The 19,618-nt window shown below is 63.4% G+C and carries 19 protein-coding genes; 12 read left to right on the top strand and 7 right to left on the bottom strand.

All coding sequences use genetic code 11. The features are described from left to right. Positions 1–51: 51 nt before the first annotated feature. Together WH367_RS05210 and WH367_RS05205 are read left to right on the top strand one after the other, a co-directional pair. Positions 52–474, top strand: a complete 423-nt coding sequence (locus tag WH367_RS05210) for a MerR family transcriptional regulator (RefSeq protein WP_339534664.1) — start codon at positions 52–54, stop codon at positions 472–474. Beyond that, entirely contained in the window at positions 467–853 is a 387-nt protein-coding gene (locus WH367_RS05205) for a carboxymuconolactone decarboxylase family protein (protein ID WP_339516185.1), read from the top strand. Before WH367_RS05210 ends, WH367_RS05205 begins: the two co-directional genes overlap by 8 nt. A gap of 110 nt (positions 854–963) precedes the next feature. Here WH367_RS05205 and WH367_RS05200 read toward each other — a convergent pair whose 3' ends face one another. Continuing rightward, complete coding sequence (locus tag WH367_RS05200; RefSeq protein WP_339534662.1) at positions 964–3,429, bottom strand: adenosylcobalamin-dependent ribonucleoside-diphosphate reductase; 2,466 nt, start codon at positions 3,427–3,429, stop codon at positions 964–966. A 542-nt stretch (positions 3,430–3,971) separates the two neighbouring features. Here WH367_RS05200 and purU point away from each other — a divergent pair. The 3 genes from purU (at position 3,972) to WH367_RS05185 (ending at position 8,436) form a co-directional block, all read left to right on the top strand. Next, entirely contained in the window at positions 3,972–4,817 is an 846-nt protein-coding gene (purU, locus tag WH367_RS05195) for a formyltetrahydrofolate deformylase (RefSeq protein ID WP_021027594.1), read from the top strand. 249 nt (positions 4,818–5,066) lie between these two features. Beyond that, positions 5,067–8,141, top strand: a complete 3,075-nt coding sequence (locus WH367_RS05190) for a beta strand repeat-containing protein (RefSeq protein WP_339534660.1) — start codon at positions 5,067–5,069, stop codon at positions 8,139–8,141. 10 nt (positions 8,142–8,151) lie between these two features. Beyond that, positions 8,152–8,436 (top strand): DUF6916 family protein, encoded by a 285-nt coding sequence (locus tag WH367_RS05185; RefSeq protein WP_021027598.1) that lies wholly within the window; start codon positions 8,152–8,154, stop codon positions 8,434–8,436. Here the strand turns inward: WH367_RS05185 and WH367_RS05180 are convergent. The 4 genes from WH367_RS05180 to WH367_RS05165 form a co-directional block, all read right to left on the bottom strand. Beyond that, on the bottom strand, positions 8,433–9,005 hold the full coding sequence (locus tag WH367_RS05180) for a GNAT family N-acetyltransferase (RefSeq protein WP_339534657.1): 573 nt from the start codon (positions 9,003–9,005) through the stop codon (positions 8,433–8,435). The two genes, WH367_RS05185 and WH367_RS05180, sit on opposite strands and share 4 nt — an antisense overlap. A gap of 28 nt (positions 9,006–9,033) precedes the next feature. Continuing rightward, on the bottom strand, positions 9,034–9,570 hold the full coding sequence (locus WH367_RS05175; RefSeq protein WP_339534655.1) for a phage tail protein: 537 nt from the start codon (positions 9,568–9,570) through the stop codon (positions 9,034–9,036). 78 nt (positions 9,571–9,648) lie between these two features. After that, positions 9,649–10,176 carry a phage tail protein gene (locus WH367_RS05170; RefSeq protein WP_084635854.1) on the bottom strand — a complete coding sequence of 176 codons (528 nt, stop codon included), beginning with the start codon at positions 10,174–10,176 and terminating at the stop codon, positions 9,649–9,651. A 49-nt stretch (positions 10,177–10,225) separates the two neighbouring features. Beyond that, the gene (locus WH367_RS05165; RefSeq protein WP_084635855.1) at positions 10,226–10,756 is read right to left on the bottom strand and encodes a phage tail protein; all 531 of its coding nucleotides are present in this window, start codon (positions 10,754–10,756) and stop codon (positions 10,226–10,228) included. Positions 10,757–10,917: 161 nt separating this feature from the next. Here WH367_RS05165 and WH367_RS05160 point away from each other — a divergent pair, with 161 nt between their 5' ends. The 3 genes from WH367_RS05160 to WH367_RS05150 all read left to right on the top strand — a co-directional run bounded on the left by WH367_RS05160 (position 10,918) and on the right by WH367_RS05150 (position 13,461). Next, entirely contained in the window at positions 10,918–11,283 is a 366-nt protein-coding gene (locus tag WH367_RS05160; RefSeq protein ID WP_339534652.1) for a hypothetical protein, read from the top strand. 163 nt (positions 11,284–11,446) lie between these two features. After that, complete coding sequence (locus tag WH367_RS05155) at positions 11,447–12,946, top strand: FAD-linked oxidase C-terminal domain-containing protein (protein ID WP_339534650.1); 1,500 nt, start codon at positions 11,447–11,449, stop codon at positions 12,944–12,946. 98 nt (positions 12,947–13,044) lie between these two features. Continuing rightward, complete coding sequence (locus WH367_RS05150) at positions 13,045–13,461, top strand: carboxypeptidase regulatory-like domain-containing protein (RefSeq protein ID WP_339534648.1); 417 nt, start codon at positions 13,045–13,047, stop codon at positions 13,459–13,461. Here WH367_RS05150 and WH367_RS05145 read toward each other — a convergent pair whose 3' ends face one another. Both WH367_RS05145 and trxA read right to left on the bottom strand, forming a co-directional pair. Further along, on the bottom strand, positions 13,462–14,442 hold the full coding sequence (locus WH367_RS05145) for a DUF6882 domain-containing protein (RefSeq protein ID WP_339534646.1): 981 nt from the start codon (positions 14,440–14,442) through the stop codon (positions 13,462–13,464). It lies immediately after the preceding gene. A 253-nt stretch (positions 14,443–14,695) separates the two neighbouring features. Beyond that, the gene (trxA, locus tag WH367_RS05140) at positions 14,696–15,652 is read right to left on the bottom strand and encodes a thioredoxin (RefSeq protein WP_339534644.1); all 957 of its coding nucleotides are present in this window, start codon (positions 15,650–15,652) and stop codon (positions 14,696–14,698) included. 112 nt (positions 15,653–15,764) lie between these two features. Between trxA and purE the strand changes: the two genes are divergently transcribed. The 4 genes from purE (at position 15,765) to WH367_RS05120 (ending at position 19,552) form a co-directional block, all read left to right on the top strand. Beyond that, complete coding sequence (gene purE / locus WH367_RS05135) at positions 15,765–16,259, top strand: 5-(carboxyamino)imidazole ribonucleotide mutase (RefSeq protein ID WP_021027607.1); 495 nt, start codon at positions 15,765–15,767, stop codon at positions 16,257–16,259. Beyond that, complete coding sequence (locus WH367_RS05130) at positions 16,256–17,452, top strand: 5-(carboxyamino)imidazole ribonucleotide synthase (RefSeq protein ID WP_339534642.1); 1,197 nt, start codon at positions 16,256–16,258, stop codon at positions 17,450–17,452. The genes purE and WH367_RS05130 overlap by 4 nt, the downstream gene beginning before the upstream one ends. 11 nt (positions 17,453–17,463) lie before the next feature. After that, complete coding sequence (locus WH367_RS05125) at positions 17,464–18,462, top strand: L-threonylcarbamoyladenylate synthase (protein ID WP_339534640.1); 999 nt, start codon at positions 17,464–17,466, stop codon at positions 18,460–18,462. Positions 18,463–18,559: 97 nt separating this feature from the next. Next, the gene (locus tag WH367_RS05120; protein ID WP_339534637.1) at positions 18,560–19,552 is read left to right on the top strand and encodes an SGNH/GDSL hydrolase family protein; all 993 of its coding nucleotides are present in this window, start codon (positions 18,560–18,562) and stop codon (positions 19,550–19,552) included. Positions 19,553–19,618: the final 66 nt, after the last annotated feature.

Genomic DNA, 19,618 nt, shown 5'->3' with positions numbered 1-19,618 from the left:
AGCGGCGGCAACGCTTGACTTAGAGTGCGCTCTAACTTCGACAATGCCTGCATGGAACCACCTCTCAGAATTGAAGAAGCAGCGCAACGCACCGGGTTGAGCGCCCACACCTTGCGCTATTACGAACGCATCGGCCTGATTGCCGCCGTAGCGCGTGCGGCCGGCGGCCAACGCCGCTATGCCGCAGCCGACCTGGCCTGGCTCGCCTTTCTGACACGCCTGCGCACCACCCGCATGCCCATCCAGAAGATGCGCCTGTTCGCCCAGCTACGCAGCACCGGCGATGCCACGGTGCCCGCGCGGCGCGCCATGCTGCAAACGCACCTGGCCGAGGTGCAGGCCGACATCAGCGCCATGCAGCAAGCCGCCCAGGCGCTGCAAGACAAGATTGCCCATTACCAGGCACTGGAAGCCGCAGCCTCAGCGCCGCCCCACAAAAACACCACGCCGAAGAAGGAGTCGAACCATGGCTGAAACCACCCGCTACCAACGTGGCCTGGACAAACTGCGCGAAATCGATGGCCATGCCGGAGAGCACGTAGTGGCCAGCCTGGCCGGTATCGCGCCTGACTTTGCGGATTACCTGATCGAATTCCCCTTTGGCGACATCTACAGCCGCCCGGGGCTGGACCTCAAAAGCCGCGAGATTGCCACGGTGGCCGCCCTCACCGCGCTGGGCCATGCCGCGCCGCAGCTGAAGGTACATATCCAGGCGGCATTGAATGTGGGTTGCAGCCAGCAGGAAGTGGTGGAGACCATCATGCAGATGGCCGTCTATGCCGGGTTTCCGGCAGCACTCAATGGCCTGTTTGTGGCCAAGGAGGTATTTGCGCAGTCAGCGGTGCCGCGCTGATCCCTCAAGGCCACGGCGGAAACACAGGGCCCACCAACGACAACGCCCGGTCTTGCGACACGGGCGTTTTTTCTCAGCGGCTGAAGGCCAGGTTCAGCGCCAGCGCAGGCTTAACCGCAGGCACCGACGGCGCCGCAGGCGGTGCAGTACTCGCAGCCATCCTTGCGGATCACCGCATGGGCGCCGCACTCGTTGCATTTTTTGCCGGCCATGGTCTGCAGGGCCTGGCTCACCACGGGCGCGGGCACGGCCGGGGTCAGGGTGGAGCTGCTGATGCCGGGCAGGTTCTGCTGGCGGCGGCGCTCCAGGATCTGCTGCACCGCATAGGCGATGGCGGCCACTTCCGAGTCGTGCCACATCGGCACATGGGTGCCATCGGCGCGCTGGTAGGTGCCCAGGCGCACGGGGCCCCGGTCCCAGGCGACCTTGCGCATGTCGGCCAGGGCACGCTCCAGGAAGCCACCGCGCGCGGCCAGCGACAGCAGGCGCATGCTGGAGGTGATCCACTGCTGCGACTCGCCGCTCTGGCCCACGGGCATGAAGAACTCGACCGCCCGGTCCACCATGCTCTTGCCATCGGCGCTGGGCACCGGCAGGAAGGAGACGATGATGTAGAGGCGCTGCTGGCCTTCCTGGGTCCAGTACTCGACCTTGTCGGCCACGGCGCTGAGCTCGCCCTCGGGGCGGCGCTCGATCACCAGCTTCATCGGGTCCACCAGCGCCGCTGCGGCGGCCTTCTCGGCGGCTGGGGCTTCGGGTTTGGCGGCGGGCGTGGTCTCCAGCACCGCACCCAGAATGCTGTTGGGGCGGTAGGTGGCCAGGCCCTTCAGGTTGCCGCGCCAGGCCTGCAGGTACAGGTTCTTGAAGTCCTCATAGGGGTAGTCGGCGGGGATGTTCACCGTCTTGGAGATGGCGGTATCCACATAGGGCTGCACGGTTTCCATCATCGCCAAGTGCTCGGTGGCCGACATCTCCAGCGCCGAGACAAAGTAGGCAGGCAATTGCTCTACATCGCCGCCCAGCTCGCGGTACAGGCGCCAGCTGTGGTCCTCGACCTGGTACTGGCTCTTGCTGCCATCGGCCTCGCGCTTGTTGCGGGTGTAGGTCCAGGAGAAAGCGGGTTCGATGCCGTTGGAGGCATTGTCGGCAAAGGCCAGCGAGACGGTGCCGGTGGGCGCAATCGACAGCAGGTGGCTGTTGCGGATGCCGTGTTTTTGGATGTCGTCCTGGATGTCCTGGGGCAGGCGGCTGGCAAAGGTGCCCTTGGCCAGGTAGCCCTTGGCATCGAACTTGGGGAAGGCACCCTTCTCTTTGGCCAGGCCGACCGAGGCGCGGTAGGAGGCATCGCGCATGCATTCGGCAATGCGTTTGGCCATGTCGCGGCCTTCCTGGTCGGAGTAGCGCAGGGTCAGCATCGTCAAGGTATTGCCCATGCCGGTAAAGCCCACGCCAATGCGGCGCTTGGCAGCCGACTCCTCACGCTGCTGCTCCAGCGGCCAGAAGGTGGCGTCCAGCACGTTGTCCAGCGCACGCACCTGGGTGGCCACGACCTGCTCGAAGCTGTCGAAATCAAAGCTCGGCAGGCCACCAAAACCAAAGGGGTTGCGTACAAAGCGGGTCAGGATGATGGGGCCCAGGTCGCAGCAACCGTAGGACGGCAGCGGCTGCTCGCCGCAGGGGTTGGTCGCGGCAATGCGCTCGCAGTAGCGCAGGTTGTTGTCGTCGTTGATGTGGTCGAGGAACAGGATGCCCGGCTCGGCAAAATCATAGGTCGAGGTCATGATCGTGTCCCACATCGCCCGGGCACGCACCGTCTTGTAGACCCACAGGCCGTCGTCCCGCAGCACCGCGCCTTCGGCGCGCAGCTTGGCATTGGGCTTGCCGCTGTGCACCAGCTGCCAGTCGGCATCGTCCACCACCGCCTGCATGAAGGCATCGGGCACGCCCACCGACACATTGAAGTTGTTCCAGCGGCCTGGCGTGCGCTTGGCGGTGATGAACTCCATCACATCGGGGTGGTCGATGCGCAGCACGCCCATTTGCGCGCCCCGGCGTGCGCCGGCCGATTCCACCGTGGAGCAGCTCTGGTCAAACACATTGATATAGCTGCAAGGGCCCGAGGCCATCGAGGCCGTGCCCTTGACCTCGGCGCCCCGGGGGCGGATGCGCGAGAAGTCATAGCCCACACCGCCACCGCGCCGCATGGTCTCTGCCGCTTCGCGCAGCGCCTCGTAAATGCCGGGGTAGCCTTCGTCGTCAAAGCCCTGGATGCAGTCGCCCACCGGCTGCACAAAGCAGTTGATCAAGGTCGCCTGGATGTCGGTACCGGCGGCCGACATGATGCGGCCCGCGCCAATGGCGCCGGCATGCAGGTTGGCGTAAAACTTGGCCTCCCATTCGGCCTGCAGCTCGGGCTTTTCCACCGCCGCGAGCGCGCGTGCGACGCGGCTGTAGAGGTCTTCGATGCTGGACTCATCACCCTTGAAGTACTTCTCCTTGAGCACATCCAGGCTGATGGCCTGGGGTGCCTGGGCAGCCAGGGCCTGGGGAGACTGGGTGATGTTGTCGCGTTTCATCTGTTAAATCCTCAAAAAATCGGTCGTGTGCCCGCAGATCACGGCGATGGGCTGCCGCTGGGGCAGCACTGGCGCCAGGCGACCCGCAGCCCGGCCCCATGCAGCGGGGCATGGCGCTCGGGCATGCCCAGGGTCAGGGCGGCAGTTTGGTGAAATCGATAGGCCAATCCAAACTCACTCGGGGGTTGGAGACCAACTGCCAATCTACCCCCAATTGCCGAACATGGAAACCACGAAACCACCCTTGTGGTGTGGCTGCATACCCGCTTGGACCGATTGCGAAAATGCCGTGCTGCCAACGCCTGGAAAGCGAGGAAGCGCTTATCCACCACCCTCTTCCAAGCCACACGGGTTCTGGTCGATGTCCTTGATTTGCTGCGGTTTTCCGGGCCAGCGGCTTGCCCAGATGACCACAGGATGACAGAACAATAAATTTATAATCTTGACGTTTATTTACAAAGTCGCAACCTCGTTCTACCCAGTCAAAATACCAAACCCCGACTGGGGAACTCCCTTAGCCAACACTGCGACAATGGCAGGTTATGACCAACGCTTACATCCTCACTCTCTCGTGCCCTGATCGCCGGGGGCTGGTCCACGCGGTATCCGGATTCCTGCTGGAGCACGGCAGCAATATTGAAGAAGCCGCCCAGTTCAACGACCCGGCCACCGGCCTGTTTTTCATGCGCGTGCGCTTTGCCAGCACCGGCGCTGCCAGCCAGCTGCGCGAGGACCTGGATGCCTTTGCAAAGCCTTTCGAGATGCACTGGCGCCTGCATGCGGCCGATGAAAAGATCAAGACCGTCATCATGGTCAGCCGCCAGGGCCACTGCTTGAACGACCTGCTGTTCCGCTGGAAGGAAGGCTTGCTGCCGATCGACATCCGCGCCATCGTCAGCAACCACCGCGATTTCTACCAGCTGGCCGCCAGCTACAACATCCCCTTCCACCACATCCCGGTGACGGCGGCGACCAAGGCCCAGGCCGAGGCCAAGCAATTCGAGATCATCGAGGCCGAAGGCGCCGAGCTGGTCGTGCTGGCGCGCTACATGCAGGTGCTCTCCAACGACCTGTGCAGCAAGCTGTCGGGCCGTGCGATCAATATCCACCACAGCTTCCTGCCCAGCTTCAAGGGTGCCAAGCCCTACTACCAGGCCCATGACCGGGGCGTGAAGCTGATTGGCGCCACCGCCCACTATGTGACGGCCGACCTCGACGAAGGCCCGATCATCGAGCAGGACGTGGCCCGCGCCTACCACACCGACACCGTGGACGACCTGACCGCCCGTGGCCAGGACACCGAGAGCCAGGTGCTGGCCCGCGCAGTGAAGTGGCACAGCGAGTACCGCGTGCTGATGAACGGCCACAAGACCGTTATCTTCCGCTGATCGGCAGCCAACCCCAAAAAGCCAGCAGTACCCTGCTGGCTTTTTTACATGGCAACCTGAGCTGCGACCAATTCAGCGGCTTGGATAAAACTACCCCAGCAGGTTGGATGGCGACTTGGCCAAGCAAAAAGAAGTCGCGTTCCATTTATCGCATTGTTATACTTGGTTCACAATTTGACGCATTTGGGCAAAATCCCGTAACAGCCTTATCTGCGCCACCAGCCATTCATTTCTTCGGAAAGCGCAGCCGTGAAACCACTTTATCGACAACCGATATGGGGATTTTTTCTACTTTGCGTCCTATGCCTGGTGCCGCTCGCACGGCTCTGGGCGGCGACTTCCAGCTTTTCGCCGCAATCCGCCACAGTGGCCTCGGGTGGCAGTATCGCCATAGATATCTCGGCTTTTGACGGCCCGGACAACTTTGGCTTTGGCGAAGGCGCAGTTGCCCCGCCCAATCAGCCCGTAGCCCCACTGCATGGCATTGCCGTGGTTGGCCCCAATATCAGCGGCGAGCAGTTTGTGACCTATAGCCATGACGGCTCGGCCACGTCCTCTGATACCTTTACATTGGAAGACCCACAAGGCGACTCGCTGGTTTTCAATATCATCATCACAGCTTCGGGGTCTGCCATAAGTGTCTCCCCAGGCAGCCTGACCCTGAAAACCGGCATGGCCGCAAGTACGGCGTTCACGGCCACCGGTGGCATGCCACCCTACAGTTATGTTGTAGTGAGCGCTGATACATTGCCTGCGGGGCTGGCTCTGTCTCCGGATGGTCAACTGTCAGGCACGCCCAGCGTGCGCGGCAACTACAGCTTTTCAGTGAGAGCGACAGACAGCCTTGCAGTCAGCGGCACCAAGTCCTATGCAGGCGTGCTGGCTAATCCCGATCTGTCAATTTCTCCTGCAACGATCCATTTGGCCACCGGAATGTCTGCCTCTGCCCAGGTTCCCGTTGCCGGCGGGGTAACACCATTGGCGCTTTCATTGCAGCCAGGCAGCACGATGCCGGCGGGCCTGACTCTGTCAGCAAACGGCGGCATCACCGGAACACCTACTGTGCCGGGCAGCTACAGCGTGCAATTGCTGGTCAGCGACGCCTCCCTTGATCCTATCTTTCCCCTTGTCGATTACAGTGAAATACACACACTGACCATCGTGGTCGCCAATGCCACCGCGCCCGGCGCGCCGGTCATCGGCACGGCAATCGGCGGCAACGGTGCGGCCCAGATAGCCTTTACTCCGCCGGCGTCCGATGGTGGTAGCGCCATCCAGTCCTACATGGCCAGTTGCGGCTCGAACAGCCAGTCCGGCACTGCATCACCGATTGAGGTGTCTGGTCTTATCAACGGTGCCACTTATATGTGCACTGTTACGGCCACCAATGCCATCGGAACCAGTGCAGCCTCTGGCAGTGTTGCCGTGATGCCCAAGGGCGCTCCACTGGCTCCTTCGCTGACCAGCGCCCAACCTGCCGATTCCTTCGCTGTTTTGACCTTCAGCGAGCCATCTTCCGATGGCGGTGACCCCATCACCGGTTACGCAGCCACCTGCGATGGTGGCGCGACTTTCCACAGCGGCTCTCCGCCGAGCATCACTGTGCCAGGGTTGAGCAATGGCACCGCCTATAGCTGCACAGTGGTAGTCAGCAACTCGGTGGGAAGCACGCCATCCAACGCACTGAGCGTGACGCCCAGAGCGGCACCAGCGGCCCCCAGCATCACAAGCGCAGTCCCCCTGAATGGAAAAGCCTCGATCGTATTCACCGCACCTGCCAACAATGGCGGCTCGGCCATCCTCGACTACCGCGTCAGCTGCAGTGGTGGCCTGACTGCCACCGGGCCAGACTCACCGATTGAAGTGGGCGGCATGGCCAATGGCAGCGCTTATACCTGCACGGTTGCTGCACGGAACGCGGCAGGCTTCGGTGCCGAATCTGCAGCCGCATCGGTCACGCCATTTGGCCCGCCTGGAGCGCCCACGATATCCAGCGCAACACCGGGAAATGCGCAGGCAACAGTGACATTCACCGCTCCTCTGGTTGACGGAGGCCGCCCTGTCTCCGACTACACCGCCACTTGCAGCGCTGCAGGCGCTCCCACCCGCACGCAAGTTGGCACGAGCTCGCCATTGGTAGTGACAGGCTTGGTCAACGGCACCGCCTATAGCTGCAGCGTGACCGCCAGCAACCTTGCAGGGGCCGGCGCACCATCTGCCGTGGTCAATGTGACACCTGGTGTGGTGCCCGATGCCCCAACCATTGGCCCCGCCACTCGAGGCAATGGACAAGTCCTGGTGGACTTCACGCCCGCGGCGCCCAATGGCGTCGCTGTGATCGACTTCACCGCCACCTGCTTGCCGGGCTCTGTGTCCGTCACTGCCACCACAGGGCCCATCACGGTTGCGGGTCTGACCAATGGCACCGCCTACAGTTGCTCCGTCACCGCGCGCAATGCTATCGGCTCCAGCCAGCCTTCTGCCTCGGTCACCGCCACCCCTGCCACACTCCCCGGCGCACCGTCCATCACGACGATCTCCTCAGGAAATGCGGAGCTGACTCTCTCCTTTGTGCCTCCTGCCTCTGACGGCGGCAGCGCCATCACGGCCTACAGCGCATCCTGCGGTGCAGGCACTACGGCGGTCAGTGGCTCCAGTTCGCCCTTGAAGATCACGGGCCTGACAAATGGCACCACATACAACTGCACCGTCACTGCCAGCAATGACGTGGGCCCTGGCCCGGCCTCTGCCGCGCAAACCGGTGTTCCCAGCGCCAAGAGCTATTCCGCAGCATCGCCCAGCGGGACAGGCGTCATCACAGCCACGCTCAGCGGCGGTGGTGCTGGCTGCGGATTCGACACGAGCCGCTATCTGCCCGAATCCGAGATGGCTACCCCCTTGGCAGGTATCCGCTTCCCTGAAGGCCTGTTTGACTTCAAGACAACGGGCTGCGAACTGGGATCGACCATCACCATCGAGCTGGCCTATCCGTCGGCCGTTCCAGCCGGCGCGCAATACTGGAAATATGGCCCGCAGCCCGGCAAGGCGCCATCGTGGTATGTGTATCCAGCCACCGTGGGAGCCAATACCATCACCTACACGGTGACGGACGGACAGACCGGCGACGATGACTTGGCTGCTAACGGCTCCATCGCCGATCCTGGCGGGTTTGGGGTCGCCGAGGCCAGCGCAGGCGCTGTGCCCGTCCCCAGCCAGTCGCAAGGAATGTTGGCCCTGCTCGCGCTGCTGCTGGCTGCACTGGCCTGGCAGCAGGCACCGCGCCGCAGTCGCGGTGCTGCACACAACAAGCAAGGGGAGCATTGAGGTGAGATTCTTGACGCTGGAAGATTTCCAGCCCCATGTCGGCACGGTATTTGTGGGTCTGCTGGCCGATTCCGAGGTGCCTTTCCAGCTGGTGGAGGTGCAGCCACTGCAGTCGTCAGCGGGGGCGCAACTGTACCGCCAGCCGTTTTCCTTGGTGTTTCGCAACGAATCGGCTGTTCTTTTCCCGCAGCAGACCTATTCCATGCGTCATGCGAGCATGGGGGAGCAGGCCATCTTTGTCGTGCCAGTGGCACGTGATGCCACCGGCTTTCTCTACCAGGCCGTTTTCAATTAGCGGAGCGCCGCGCCTGCCGCTGGCCACAGCCACTGCATCCGCAGGTGGCTGCCCATATCTTCCTGCACGCTAAACCCCAGCCGCTGGTAAAGCTGCAATGCGCCTGTATTGCCATGGGCCACATGCAAGCTCACCGCTTTACCGGCCTGCGCAGCATCCGCCAGGACATGCCGCAACAGCGCCGAGCCCAACCCTTGTGATTGGTACGCGCCAAGCAGGCAGATATCCACCACCGTGACGGTGTGTGCACCCTGGGCAAGGTAGAGACGGCCAATGGCTTGGACCATGCCGTCTGCGTTCTTCTGGCACACGATCCACCAGGCGTCGCTCGTCCCTCCCTGCACAAAGTGCCGGTGCTGCAGCGCGAACTGGCTCTCCAGAAAAGCAGCCTTCACAACAGGCGGCCAGGGAACTGGGGCCAGTTCTGCCTCGCGGGACTGGCTATAGAGCATCTGCAGCCATGGCAAGTCCTCATCACAGGCATGCCGCAGTGACAGGCCGTGCACCACCCATGCAGCAGGCTGTGGTGGCGCTTGCCGCGAGCCGGGAAATGGTGGAAGCTGCTGCACCCCGTCCGCCTTTCCCGCAATAACGCAGTTAACTAAATGAGGGGAATACCCCTTGCAGCGCAATGCAGAAATTCATGGCCAGGTAGGGCTGGCGGTTTTCATGAGGTTGAGAGCCGCCTGCGGGCTGAAGCGCAGTAGGTGAGAGTGAGGTCATTTCCCCAGGCGAAGCAAAGAACTTGGAGGCAGCTTGCGACGGCAGGTTCAGCGCCGCATTCGCCTGCGGTGTGGACAGGCGCTTGGCAGGATCACCTTGGTTGAAGAACTGCAGGGTGTGGGTATGGTTGGGTATTTGCTGCGAGTTCAGGGTCGCTGCTGCAGAGCCAAAAGTCTCGCCAATGACACGAGGCGTCAAACCTGGCCCTTGCCCCTGGTTGCAAGCTGCACGCCCGGTCAGATTGGGCAACTGGAAGGTGGTTTGCCCATTGCCGCCATACTGGGTACCCAGCAACGAAAAAAGCGCTGTATTTTGCTGAATAGGCAATGTGGCACCACTACAGGACGCCCAACCTTGCGGAGGAAAATTAAAGCCGAAAATCTGGATCTCGCCAACAAATGGTTCAGACATGGTGTATTACCTCTGGAAAGTCTCAGGCGCACAGGCAGCGGGAGTCCATCGTTGCCATCTCGGGACTTGCACCGTACCTTATCCCTGTGATGGATAGATGCCTGCCCAAGCCATGCAGAAATTTACAGCTAGGGTCGGCATCGTGTTTTCGTGCGGCTGGCTGCCTCCAACAGTACCCACTGTCTGTGAAGAGGTGGCTATGGGGTCTCCTGCAACCTCGGTGGCATACAGTCCGTCCCCACTGATGGCGGCCAGCATCTGGTTGGATGCCGGGGATTGTGATGTTGCAGCCGCCGTACTTACCGCCACCGCGTGTATATGAGCCGGCATATGCTGAGGCGCCAGCGTAACAGCTTCGGTACCCGCTATTTGCCCGATGGCTCGTGGAGTCAGCCCCGGCCCGCTACCTTGATGAATCGGCAATCGCCCACGCAGATCAGGAACAGCAAAAGTGCTCACCCCATCACCCCCATAGGTGGTGCCCAGAAGGGTATAAAGCACCTCATAGTCGGCAATGGACTTCAGGCTTCCATCGCAGGTAAACCAGCCATTGGGAACGCGTCCAAAACCAAACATGCGTATTTCGCCAACATAGGGTGTGCTCATGGGTAAGGCCTCATGGATCGTCTGGGAAAGCTCGGCATCCGCATGCAGCTCAATTGCGGGAGGGAAAGATTCCCTGTAGCGCAATGCAGAAGTTCAGCGTCGTAGAGGGCTGCATGTTGGGATGCGGCTGGGTATTGCCCGCCGACGAGATGGATTGCGGCGCCAAGGCGACATTGGGCGAACCTGTCGCGTAAAGGGCCGTTGAAGCACTGGTTGCCAATGCATTGCCTTTGGGGATGCGGGTAGTGCCCGTGGCCGTTCTTGCTTGCAGGGCATGGGTATGTGATGGCATCTGGGCAGGTAGCAGCGTGACGTTTTCGACACCGCCTCTCTCGCCAATACCAGCAGGAGGAGGCGACCATCCCGGATCAACAGAATTGCCAAAACCAATGGGGGTGCGCCCCCTCAGATCCGGCAGGGCAAAATTGGTCGATCCATTGCCGCCATATTGTGTCCCCAGCAACGAAAAGAGCGCCTGATTCTGGGCAATAGGCAATAGTTGGCCATTGCATTGCGCAAAATATTTGGGGGCAAAAACAAAGCCAGTCATCATGACTTGCCCTACAAAAAATTCGCTCATCAGGTTTCCTTTAAACAGGCCACTGGACCCGCAAAACCTCAGCCACGCCCAAGTCCAAGAAATATTTAGAAGCATTTTGCATTATTTTTTGTCAGAATGGCATCTATATCTGCAAAGCCGGTCAGCGGCTTTCACTGTTTACAAGGCACAAGGAGGCCGCCATGGATCGCAGAAATTTTGCAAAGCAGGCCTTAACCGGCATAGCGGTGGCGGCCGCTGGCTCACCCGCGCTTGCCGCCCTGGCATCACAACTCTCTGCTGCGGACGCCTTGGTGCGCAACCCGGTGGCGTTTGCAGGGACGGTATTCACGCTGGAAAATGGAACGACGCTCACCTTGGTCAACGTGACCCATGCAGCCACAGACCCTCGCCTGGACCAATGGACGCTGCAGTTCCAGTGCAGCCAGCCGATCACGGAAGGGACCCATCGCCTGCGCGTTCCCCAGTCGGGACAGGACGTAGAACTGTTTCTGCAGCCGCATGGCCAAGCCGCCATCGCCTACATCAGCAAGCTTGCTACGCCTTGAGGCTGCCGCCGCGCCGCTCAGCCAAGTTTGCGGCCTCGCTGTCTGAGGCAATTTCTGCCTGATAACGCGCCCCATCAAGTGCCAGCAGCTCTGATTCTTGATTTCCTGATTCTCCATCCCGCCCCTTTCCCACAGCAGCTGCCAATGGCGATACAGTTGGGGCATGTCCGCTCACGCCTCCCCCCAACCCTCTAGCGCAGACCGCGCCACGCGCCAGCGCGAAGTCGTGGCCGCCCTGCGCAAGCTGCTGCCCGATGACTGCCTGCTGTGGCACGACGAGGACACCACGCCCTATGAATGCGATGGCCTGACGGCCTACCGCCAGCGCCCGCTGGTGGTGGCGCTGCCCGAGACCTATACCCAGGTGCAGGCGGTGCTGCAGGCCTGCCATGCGCTGCAGGTGCCCGTGGTGGCGCGCGGCGCCGGCACCGGCCTGTCTGGCAGTGCACTGCCGATTGCGCTGGGCGTGACCTTGTCGATGGCGCGCTTCAACCAGATCCTGCACATCGACCCGGCCGCCTGCACGGCGGTGGTGCAATGCGGCGTGCGCAACCTGGCCATCAGCGATGCAGCTGCGCCCTATGGCCTCTATTACGCGCCCGACCCATCGAGCCAGATCGCCTGCACCATTGGTGGCAATATTGCCGAGAATTCCGGCGGTGTGCATTGCCTCAAATACGGGCTCACGGTGCACAACGTGCTGCAGATCAAGGGCTTCACCGTCGAAGGCGAGCCCATCGAGTTTGGCAGCCAGGCGCTGGATGTGCCGGGCTACGACCTGCTGGCCGCGGTGATCGGCAGCGAGGGCATGCTGGCCGTGGCCACCGAGGTGACGGTCAAGCTCATTCCCAAGCCCCAGCTGGCGCGCTGCATCATGGCCAGCTTTGACGATGTGCGCAAGGCGGGTGACGCGGTGGCGGCAGTGATTGCCGCGGGCATCATCCCGGCCGGGCTGGAGATGATGGACAAGCCGATGACCGCCGCCGTCGAGGACTTTGTGCATGCCGGCTACGACCTGAGCGCCGAAGCCATCTTGCTGTGCGAGAGCGACGGCACGCCCGAAGAGGTGGCCGAAGAGGTCGCCCATATGAGCCAGGTGCTGCGCGCAGCGGGCGCCACTGCCATCAGCATCAGCCAGGACGAAGAAGAGCGGCTGCGCTTTTGGAGCGGCCGCAAGAACGCCTTCCCCGCCAGTGGCCGCATGAGCCCGGACTATATGTGCATGGACTCGACCATTCCGCGCAAGCGCCTGGCCGATATCCTGCTCGCCATCCAGCAGATGGAGAAGAAATACCAGCTGCGCTGCGCCAATGTATTCCATGCCGGCGACGGCAACCTGCACCCGCTCATCCTGTTCGATGCCAATGACCCCGACCAGTTGCACCGCTGCGAGCTGTTTGGCGCCGACATTCTGGAGACCAGCGTTGCCATGGGCGGCACCGTCACCGGCGAGCATGGCGTGGGCGTGGAAAAGCTCAACAGCATGTGCGTGCAGTTCTCGGCCGAGGAAAACACGCAGATGCTAGCCTTGAAAGCCGCCTTTGACCCTCAGGGCTCGCTCAACCCCGGCAAGGTGATTCCGACCTTGAACCGCTGCGCCGAGTACGGCAAGATGCTGGTGCGCGCGGGCAAGCTGTCGCATCCAGATTTGCCACGCTTTTAAGCCGCTGCAGGCGTACCGCCATGTCCGCCCTTGGCTGACAGGCGCCAGCGCCTGCCAAGCGCACAGTCAAGGCAGCTCCATGACTGCAAAGGACTGCCTTGAAAAACCACACCCCCACCCTGAGCGCCGCGATGCTCTGCGCGGCATTGCTGCCCGCCACCGCTGCCCATGCCCAGCACCCCGCACTGCAAAAAGCAGGCGATGTGCAGTATGTCTGCGGCGGCATTGGCATAGATGAATCGACCGCAATGCGTGCGGCGATGAAGGACTACCCGCTGTCGCTGCTGTTTGCGACCAGGTCGGGCGACTACCTCGCAAAGATCCAGGTGGTGATTGCCGATGGCAAGGGGCAGGAAGTGGCGCAGTTCCAGGCCCAGGGGCCCGTCTGCCTGCTGCGCCTGGACAGCGGGCGCTACACCGTCAAGGCCAGCGCCGAGGGTACCAAAACCATTGACCAGAGTGTGGAAGTGGCGCCAGCCGGCACGCCCGGCAAGACGCTGGACTACCGCTTCTGATCAGACGGCAGGGCCCAGGCTGCCGGAGACGGCGCTGATGCGGCCCTGGCTGTCCAGATCGGCGACGATGCGATTCACACCGTGCTGGCCGGTGATGCGCGAGCCGGTCTCCTGCACGCTGAAACCCTTGGCGGGCAGGTAGTGCTGCAGCAGCACGCGGTGGTCCAGCTCAAAATCGCTGATCAGCTGCGACACAACGGTAGGCACCCGCTCGGGCTTGGGCGCAGTCGTTGGCAGGCCATGGTCCGGATCGATCAGCGCCAGCAAGATGCCCTCGCCATAGTTGCCCAGGTAGTAGCCGGCGCTGTTGTCGGCACCGGCGGCAATCAGGCCGATCACATGCAGGTCTTCCTGGCGCAGCGCGGTGCGCGGCTCGGTGAACAGCGCCAGGTTCTTGGCCGCGCCAAAGCCTTGCAGCTGGCGTGCCACCTCGGTAAAGGCGGGCGCCACCTCGGCCTGGGTATGGGCCCAGATCCACAGCCAGGTGCCTGATTGGAAGGAGTAGGAGCCCAGCACCTGCATGCGAAAACGCAGGTCGTCGCCAAAGGCGATCAGGCCCTGGGCCGTATCGGCTGACCAGGGGTGGTCGCCCACTTTTTCGGCAAAATCGAGCTGCCGGTCCCAGGCCATGCCGGCATAGGCAGACAGCGCCTCACGCAGTGCGGGGTCGGCAATCGAGGGGGGAACTTCGGCGTCGCGGGCAGCGGCGGCCTCGAACAGATCGGCCTGGGGGCTGGGCGCTGCCTCGGCTGCAAGCGGGGTGGCAGCTGCTGCGGGCACATCGCCAGCGCTGGGGATGCTGGCCACCGGCGCAGCCAGCTCGGCCGCCGGGTCAAAGGCCGGCTCACGCGTGCCGCGCGCGGGCTCTTGCGACGCAGGGCCTGTCAGCGCCTCGGACGGGTGCGGGCTCGGGGTATCAGCGGGGGCAGCCGTTGGCGCGGACGGGTTCAGCCAGCCAAACAGTTTTTGCCACAATCCCATGGTGTTGATTCTCCTGCGGTAGCGGCACGCCCCATGCGCCCCAAGCGTCAAAGACCACAGCTTTGGGCCTATTGACGCTCAAAATGGGCACCTGCGCGCACCCATCGCCGCTTTGCTGCTATCAGTATAGGTGCAAACCACCATACCCCTGTTTTGCAGTTGCAACGGGGTGTAGGTCCACACTGTACAGGATGGGCTTGGCCGCTGCGCAAAACCGGCTCTCGCCTACCAGCGCCCGCCGCGCCGCTTGCGCTCAGTTCAGCGCCATGCTCAGGCGGCGGCGGTAGCTGCTGAGCAACGCACCCACTTCGTCCTCCTGCTTGCTGGCCTTGCCCGTCAGCGCAATGCCGCCGGCCGTGGTGCCCGGCACCGTGTCTGCGGCCTTGGGCTTGGGCGGGGTCAGCAGCTCCAGGATGGCGACAAACAGCTTGCGCGCGGCCTGGTCGTTCCAGGTTTTGTCGCGCATGATGATCTCCAGCAGCTCGTCCATGCTGGCCGTCCACTGGCCTTCGGCCATCAGCGCCTGCGCCTTGGCAAAGCGGGTGTCGAAATCGCGCTTGTTGGCGGCAATGGCCGCGTCGAACTGCTCGAGCGGCCAATCGCCCCGGTCGTCCTCGTGCACAAAGCGGATCGCCTGGGCCCAGGCCTTGAGCGCGACAAAGCGCAGCGGCTGCTGGATGCGCTTGAGCGGCTCCTCGATCTGGGCTTCGGCCTCGGTCACCGCGCCCGTCTGGATCAGCAGGCGGGCATAGTCAAAACGGGCATCGTCATTGCTGGGGTCGGCCGCCAGCGACTCTTGCAGCATCTGCAGCGCGGCCTGCACATCGCCGCTGTCGAGCAGCTGCTGGGCTTCATCAGCGCCCGCTTCGGCGGCTATCGCGGCCTCGGAGGGCAGGTGTTTGTCCAGGAACTCGCGCAGTTTGCCCTCTGGCTGGGCGCCCATGAAGCCGTCGACGGGCTTGCCGCCCATCATCAGCACGCAGGTGGGGATGGAGCGGATGCCGAACATGCCGGCCAGCTGCTGCTCCTGGTCGGAATCGATCTTGGCCAGCTTGAAGCGGCCGCCGTAGTCGACCTCGAGCTTATCCAGCATGGGGCCCAGGGTTTTGCAAGGGCCGCACCAAGGTGCCCAAAAGTCCACCAGCACGGGCACCTGCATGGATGCCTGGATGACTTCGGCTTCAAAATTCTCAATGGTGACGTCGATCATGTCGCTAAAAATCCGTGTTGATCAGGCAGCTTCACTGCAAAAAGTAAAATGGCGGGTTCCACCCTGGCGCGGGACCGGCATTCTTGCCCTTTGACACCCGCCAACCCACACTATGACACCCATCCAAGTTGGCGTGGTCATGGGCTCCAGCAGCGACTGGGAGACCATGCAGCACGCAGTTGCCATTCTCCAGCAATTCGGTATTGCCTTTGAGGCCCAGGTGGTCTCGGCCCACCGCATGCCTGACGACATGTTCCGTTTTGCTGAGAGCGCCGTAGAACGGGGCCTCAAGGCCATCATCGCCGGCGCTGGGGGCGCCGCCCACCTGCCTGGGATGATAGCCGCTAAAACCCCGGTGCCCGTGCTGGGCGTGCCGGTGGCCAGCCGCCACCTGCAAGGCGTTGATTCACTGCACTCCATCGTGCAGATGCCCAAGGGCGTGCCGGTCGCCACCTTTGCGATCGGCCAGGCAGGCGCTGCCAATGCCGCCCTGTTTGCCGTGGCCATGCTGGCCAACGAAGACCCTGCACTGCGCGCCAAGCTCGATGCCTTCCGCGCCGAGCAGACCGAGGCGGCCCGCAACATGACCTTGCCGGTGAACGAATGAGCACCACGAGCCCCAGCGCCCCGGCGCACCTCCAGGCCCAAGTGATCTTGCCCGGCGCCACCTTGGGCGTGCTGGGCGGCGGCCAGCTGGGCCGCATGTTTGCCCATGCCGCCCAGTCGATGGGTTACTTCACCGCCGTGCTGGATGCGGATGCGACCAGCCCGGCCGGTCTGGTCAGCCACCACCATGTGCGCAGCGGCTATGAAGACCCGCAAGGCCTGGCCGAGCTGGCGCGCCTGTGCGCTGCGGTGACCACCGAGTTCGAAAACGTGCCTGCCGCCGCGCTGAACCAGCTCGCGCAAAGCCTGCCGGTCTCGCCCGCAGGTTCCTCCGTGGCCATCGCCCAGGACCGCGCTGCAGAAAAAGCCCATTTCGTGAAATGCGGCGTTCCCTGCGCGCCCTATGCCGTCATCGAGACGGCCGAGCAGCTGGCCGCCGTCAACGACGCGCTGCTGCCCGGCATCCTGAAAACCGCGCGCATGGGCTATGACGGCAAGGGCCAGATCCGTGTCAAGACCCGCGAAGAGCTGAACGCGGCCTGGGACGAGCTCCAGCACGTGGCCTGCGTGCTCGAAAAGATGCTGCCACTCGCCCATGAGTGCTCGGTCATCGTCGCGCGCAGCCGCAACGGCGATATCGTGCACCTGCCGGTACAGCGCAACCTGCACCGCGAAGGCATTCTGGCGGTGACCGAGGTGTACCCCGGCAACCTGCCTGCCGCGCAGGCCGAGCAGGCCATTGCGGCGGCCCAGTCGGTGGCCCAGGGCCTGGACTATGTCGGCGTGCTCTGCGTGGAGTTCTTTGTGCTCGACGGCGGCCAGCTGGTCGTCAACGAGATCGCCCCGCGCCCGCACAACAGCGGCCACTACAGCCAGAACGCGCTGGATGTGTCGCAGTTCGAGCTGCAGGTGCGCTGCATGGCCAACCTGCCCTTGGTGCAACCGCGCCAGCACAGCGCCGCCATCATGCTGAACCTGCTGGGCGACCTGTGGTTCAAGGACAGCGCCAGCGCGCAGACCCCCGCCTGGGACCAGGTGCTGGCCCTGCCCGGCTGCCACCTGCACCTGTACGGCAAGGTCGATGCCAAGCGTGGCCGCAAGATGGGCCACCTGAACATCACGGCCGCCACGCCCGAGCAGGTGCGCGAGACGGCCCTGAAAGCCGCTGCCATCCTGGGCATTGCCGCGTTCTAAGAGGACTACACGTGATTCTGGATGGAAAGCTCGACGCCTCGGTGCGCGCTGCGGCGCTGGCGCTGCAGGCGGGGCAACTGGTGGGCCTGCCGACCGAGACGGTCTACGGCCTGGCCGCCGACAGCGACAACGATGCCGCCGTGGCGCAGATCTTCAGCGCCAAGGGCCGGCCCGCCGACCACCCGCTGATCGTGCATGTGGCCGATGCCGCCGGCGTGCAGCGCTACGCCAAGGCCGTGCCGGTGTTTGCCCAGCAGCTCATCGATGCGTTCTGGCCCGGGCCCCTCACCCTGATCCTGCCGCGCCTGCCCGGTGCGGCCGTGGCCTCGACGGCGGGGCAGGACAGCGTGGGCCTGCGCTGCCCCTCGCACCCGGTGGCGCAAGCCGTACTGCTGGCCTGCCAGCAGCTCAGCCCGCCCGTCTGGGGTGTCTCGGCACCCAGCGCCAACCGCTTTGGCCGCGTCAGCCCGACCACGGCCGCCCATGTGGCGGCGGAACTGGGCGACGATCTGCTGGTGCTCGATGGCGGCGCCTGTGACATCGGTATTGAGTCGACCATTGTCGATTGCACGCGCGGCGTGCCCGTGCTGCTGCGCCCCGGCGCCATCACGCGCGACGACATCGAGCGCGCCTGCGGCAGCCGCCCGCTGTCGATGCAGGAGCTGACGGCCAATACCCCGCGCGCCTCGGGCACCTTGCTCGCGCACTATGCGCCCAGCGCCAAGGTCCGGCTGATGGATGCCAAGCAGCTGCAATCAGCGCTCGATGTGCTGGGCGCCGACGCGCGCCATATCGCCATCTACCACCGCAGTCCGCTGCGCAGCGCCAGCCCCCATCTGCGCCTGCAACCCATGCCCGATGCGCCGCTGGCTGCGGCCCGCGAGCTGTTTGGCCTGCTGCGCGACTTGGACGACTGGGGTGCCAAGCTCATCTGGATCGAGACGCCGCCGGAGACGGCCGACTGGGAAGGTGTCAGCGACCGTCTGCAGCGCGCGGCGGCGGCTGGCTGATGGGCCTAGCCCCTGGCGTTTTACCTCTCTTTACCTCATCACCTTGGTGGCCTGGATCAGCCTCGCTACACTACGCTCTACTTACTGGAGAACTCACATGGCAGCAAATTGGATGCGCCGTACCGTGTTGACCGCCGTGGCTGGTGCCTCGGTGGCCATGCTGGCGGCCTGCGGATCGAGCTCAACGGCGGACTCGATTCGCCCCGACAGCATCGTCACCTTTGGTGATGCAATGTCCGACCTGGGCCAAAACCCCAATGGCCGTCCCTACTCGGTCAGCAACGGCAGCTACAACAACTGGACGCGTGAAATCGCCTACCGCTATGACCTGACGATCACGGCGGCCAAGGAAGGCGGCACCGCCTATGCCTACGGCAATGCCCGCGTGTCCCAGGCCGATGCGACCGGCGTGACCAATGCCCCCTCCATCACCGCGCAGATCGACAGCTACCTCGCTGCCAACCCGACCTTCAGCAGCAAGCAGTTTGTGCTGATGAGCGGCGGCATGAGCGACGTGATTGCCGGCTACAACGAATACGCCGCTGGCACCAAGACCCGCGACCAGTACCTGGCCGACATGACCACCGCCGGCCAGCAAATGGCTGCGCAGGTGCGCCGCCTCAACACCGCAGGCGCCCCCCGCGTGCTGACCGTGGGCACGCCCAACCTGGGCCGCACCCTGTGGGCCACCACGCTGGACAACGCGCAACCCAGCGCCGACCCCAAGCCATCGAACACGCTGGAAGCGGCTACCACCGCCTTCAACAATGGCCTGCTGAACGCCTTGTATGGCCTGTCGGGCACCCAGGTGCTGTACGCCGACGTGCAGTACTACTTCAACTCGATGACCGGCAACCCTGGCAGCTACAGCTTCACCAACTACACCGATCCGGCCTGCACCACCGCAGATGCCACCAATGGTCTGAACATTGGCGTCAACCAGATCAACTCGTCGCTGTGCACCGCCGACACCCTGGTGGATGCCTCCAAGATCGACCAGTACCTGTTCTCCGACCTGGTGAACTACACGCCCCAAGCGCACCGCCGCTTTGGCGACTGGGTCTATGACCGCATGAAGGCCAACTGGTAAGCCATCGCTCTTTCAGCGAACTACACAGCAAAAATGGACACCAAGGTGTCCATTTTTTATGGCCGC

The organism is Comamonas sp. MYb21 (assembly GCF_037479395.1).
In the GTDB taxonomy this organism is placed as follows: domain Bacteria; phylum Pseudomonadota; class Gammaproteobacteria; order Burkholderiales; family Burkholderiaceae_C; genus Comamonas.
This window is presented reverse-complemented; position numbering and strand designations above follow the sequence as displayed.

Coding starts and splice junctions, on each gene's coding strand:
- WH367_RS05210 (WP_339534664.1), top strand. CDS start 52: ATGGAACCACCTCTCAGAATTGAAGAAGCAGCGCAACGCACCGGGTTG.
- WH367_RS05205 (WP_339516185.1), top strand. CDS start 467: ATGGCTGAAACCACCCGCTACCAACGTGGCCTGGACAAACTGCGCGAA.
- WH367_RS05200 (WP_339534662.1), bottom strand. CDS start 3,429: ATGAAACGCGACAACATCACCCAGTCTCCCCAGGCCCTGGCTGCCCAG.
- purU (WP_021027594.1), top strand. CDS start 3,972: ATGACCAACGCTTACATCCTCACTCTCTCGTGCCCTGATCGCCGGGGG.
- WH367_RS05175 (WP_339534655.1), bottom strand. CDS start 9,570: ATGTCTGAACCATTTGTTGGCGAGATCCAGATTTTCGGCTTTAATTTT.
- WH367_RS05170 (WP_084635854.1), bottom strand. CDS start 10,176: ATGAGCACACCCTATGTTGGCGAAATACGCATGTTTGGTTTTGGACGC.
- WH367_RS05165 (WP_084635855.1), bottom strand. CDS start 10,756: ATGAGCGAATTTTTTGTAGGGCAAGTCATGATGACTGGCTTTGTTTTT.
- WH367_RS05160 (WP_339534652.1), top strand. CDS start 10,918: ATGGATCGCAGAAATTTTGCAAAGCAGGCCTTAACCGGCATAGCGGTG.
- WH367_RS05155 (WP_339534650.1), top strand. CDS start 11,447: ATGTCCGCTCACGCCTCCCCCCAACCCTCTAGCGCAGACCGCGCCACG.
- WH367_RS05145 (WP_339534646.1), bottom strand. CDS start 14,442: ATGGGATTGTGGCAAAAACTGTTTGGCTGGCTGAACCCGTCCGCGCCA.
- trxA (WP_339534644.1), bottom strand. CDS start 15,652: ATGATCGACGTCACCATTGAGAATTTTGAAGCCGAAGTCATCCAGGCA.
- purE (WP_021027607.1), top strand. CDS start 15,765: ATGACACCCATCCAAGTTGGCGTGGTCATGGGCTCCAGCAGCGACTGG.
- WH367_RS05130 (WP_339534642.1), top strand. CDS start 16,256: ATGAGCACCACGAGCCCCAGCGCCCCGGCGCACCTCCAGGCCCAAGTG.
- WH367_RS05120 (WP_339534637.1), top strand. CDS start 18,560: ATGGCAGCAAATTGGATGCGCCGTACCGTGTTGACCGCCGTGGCTGGT.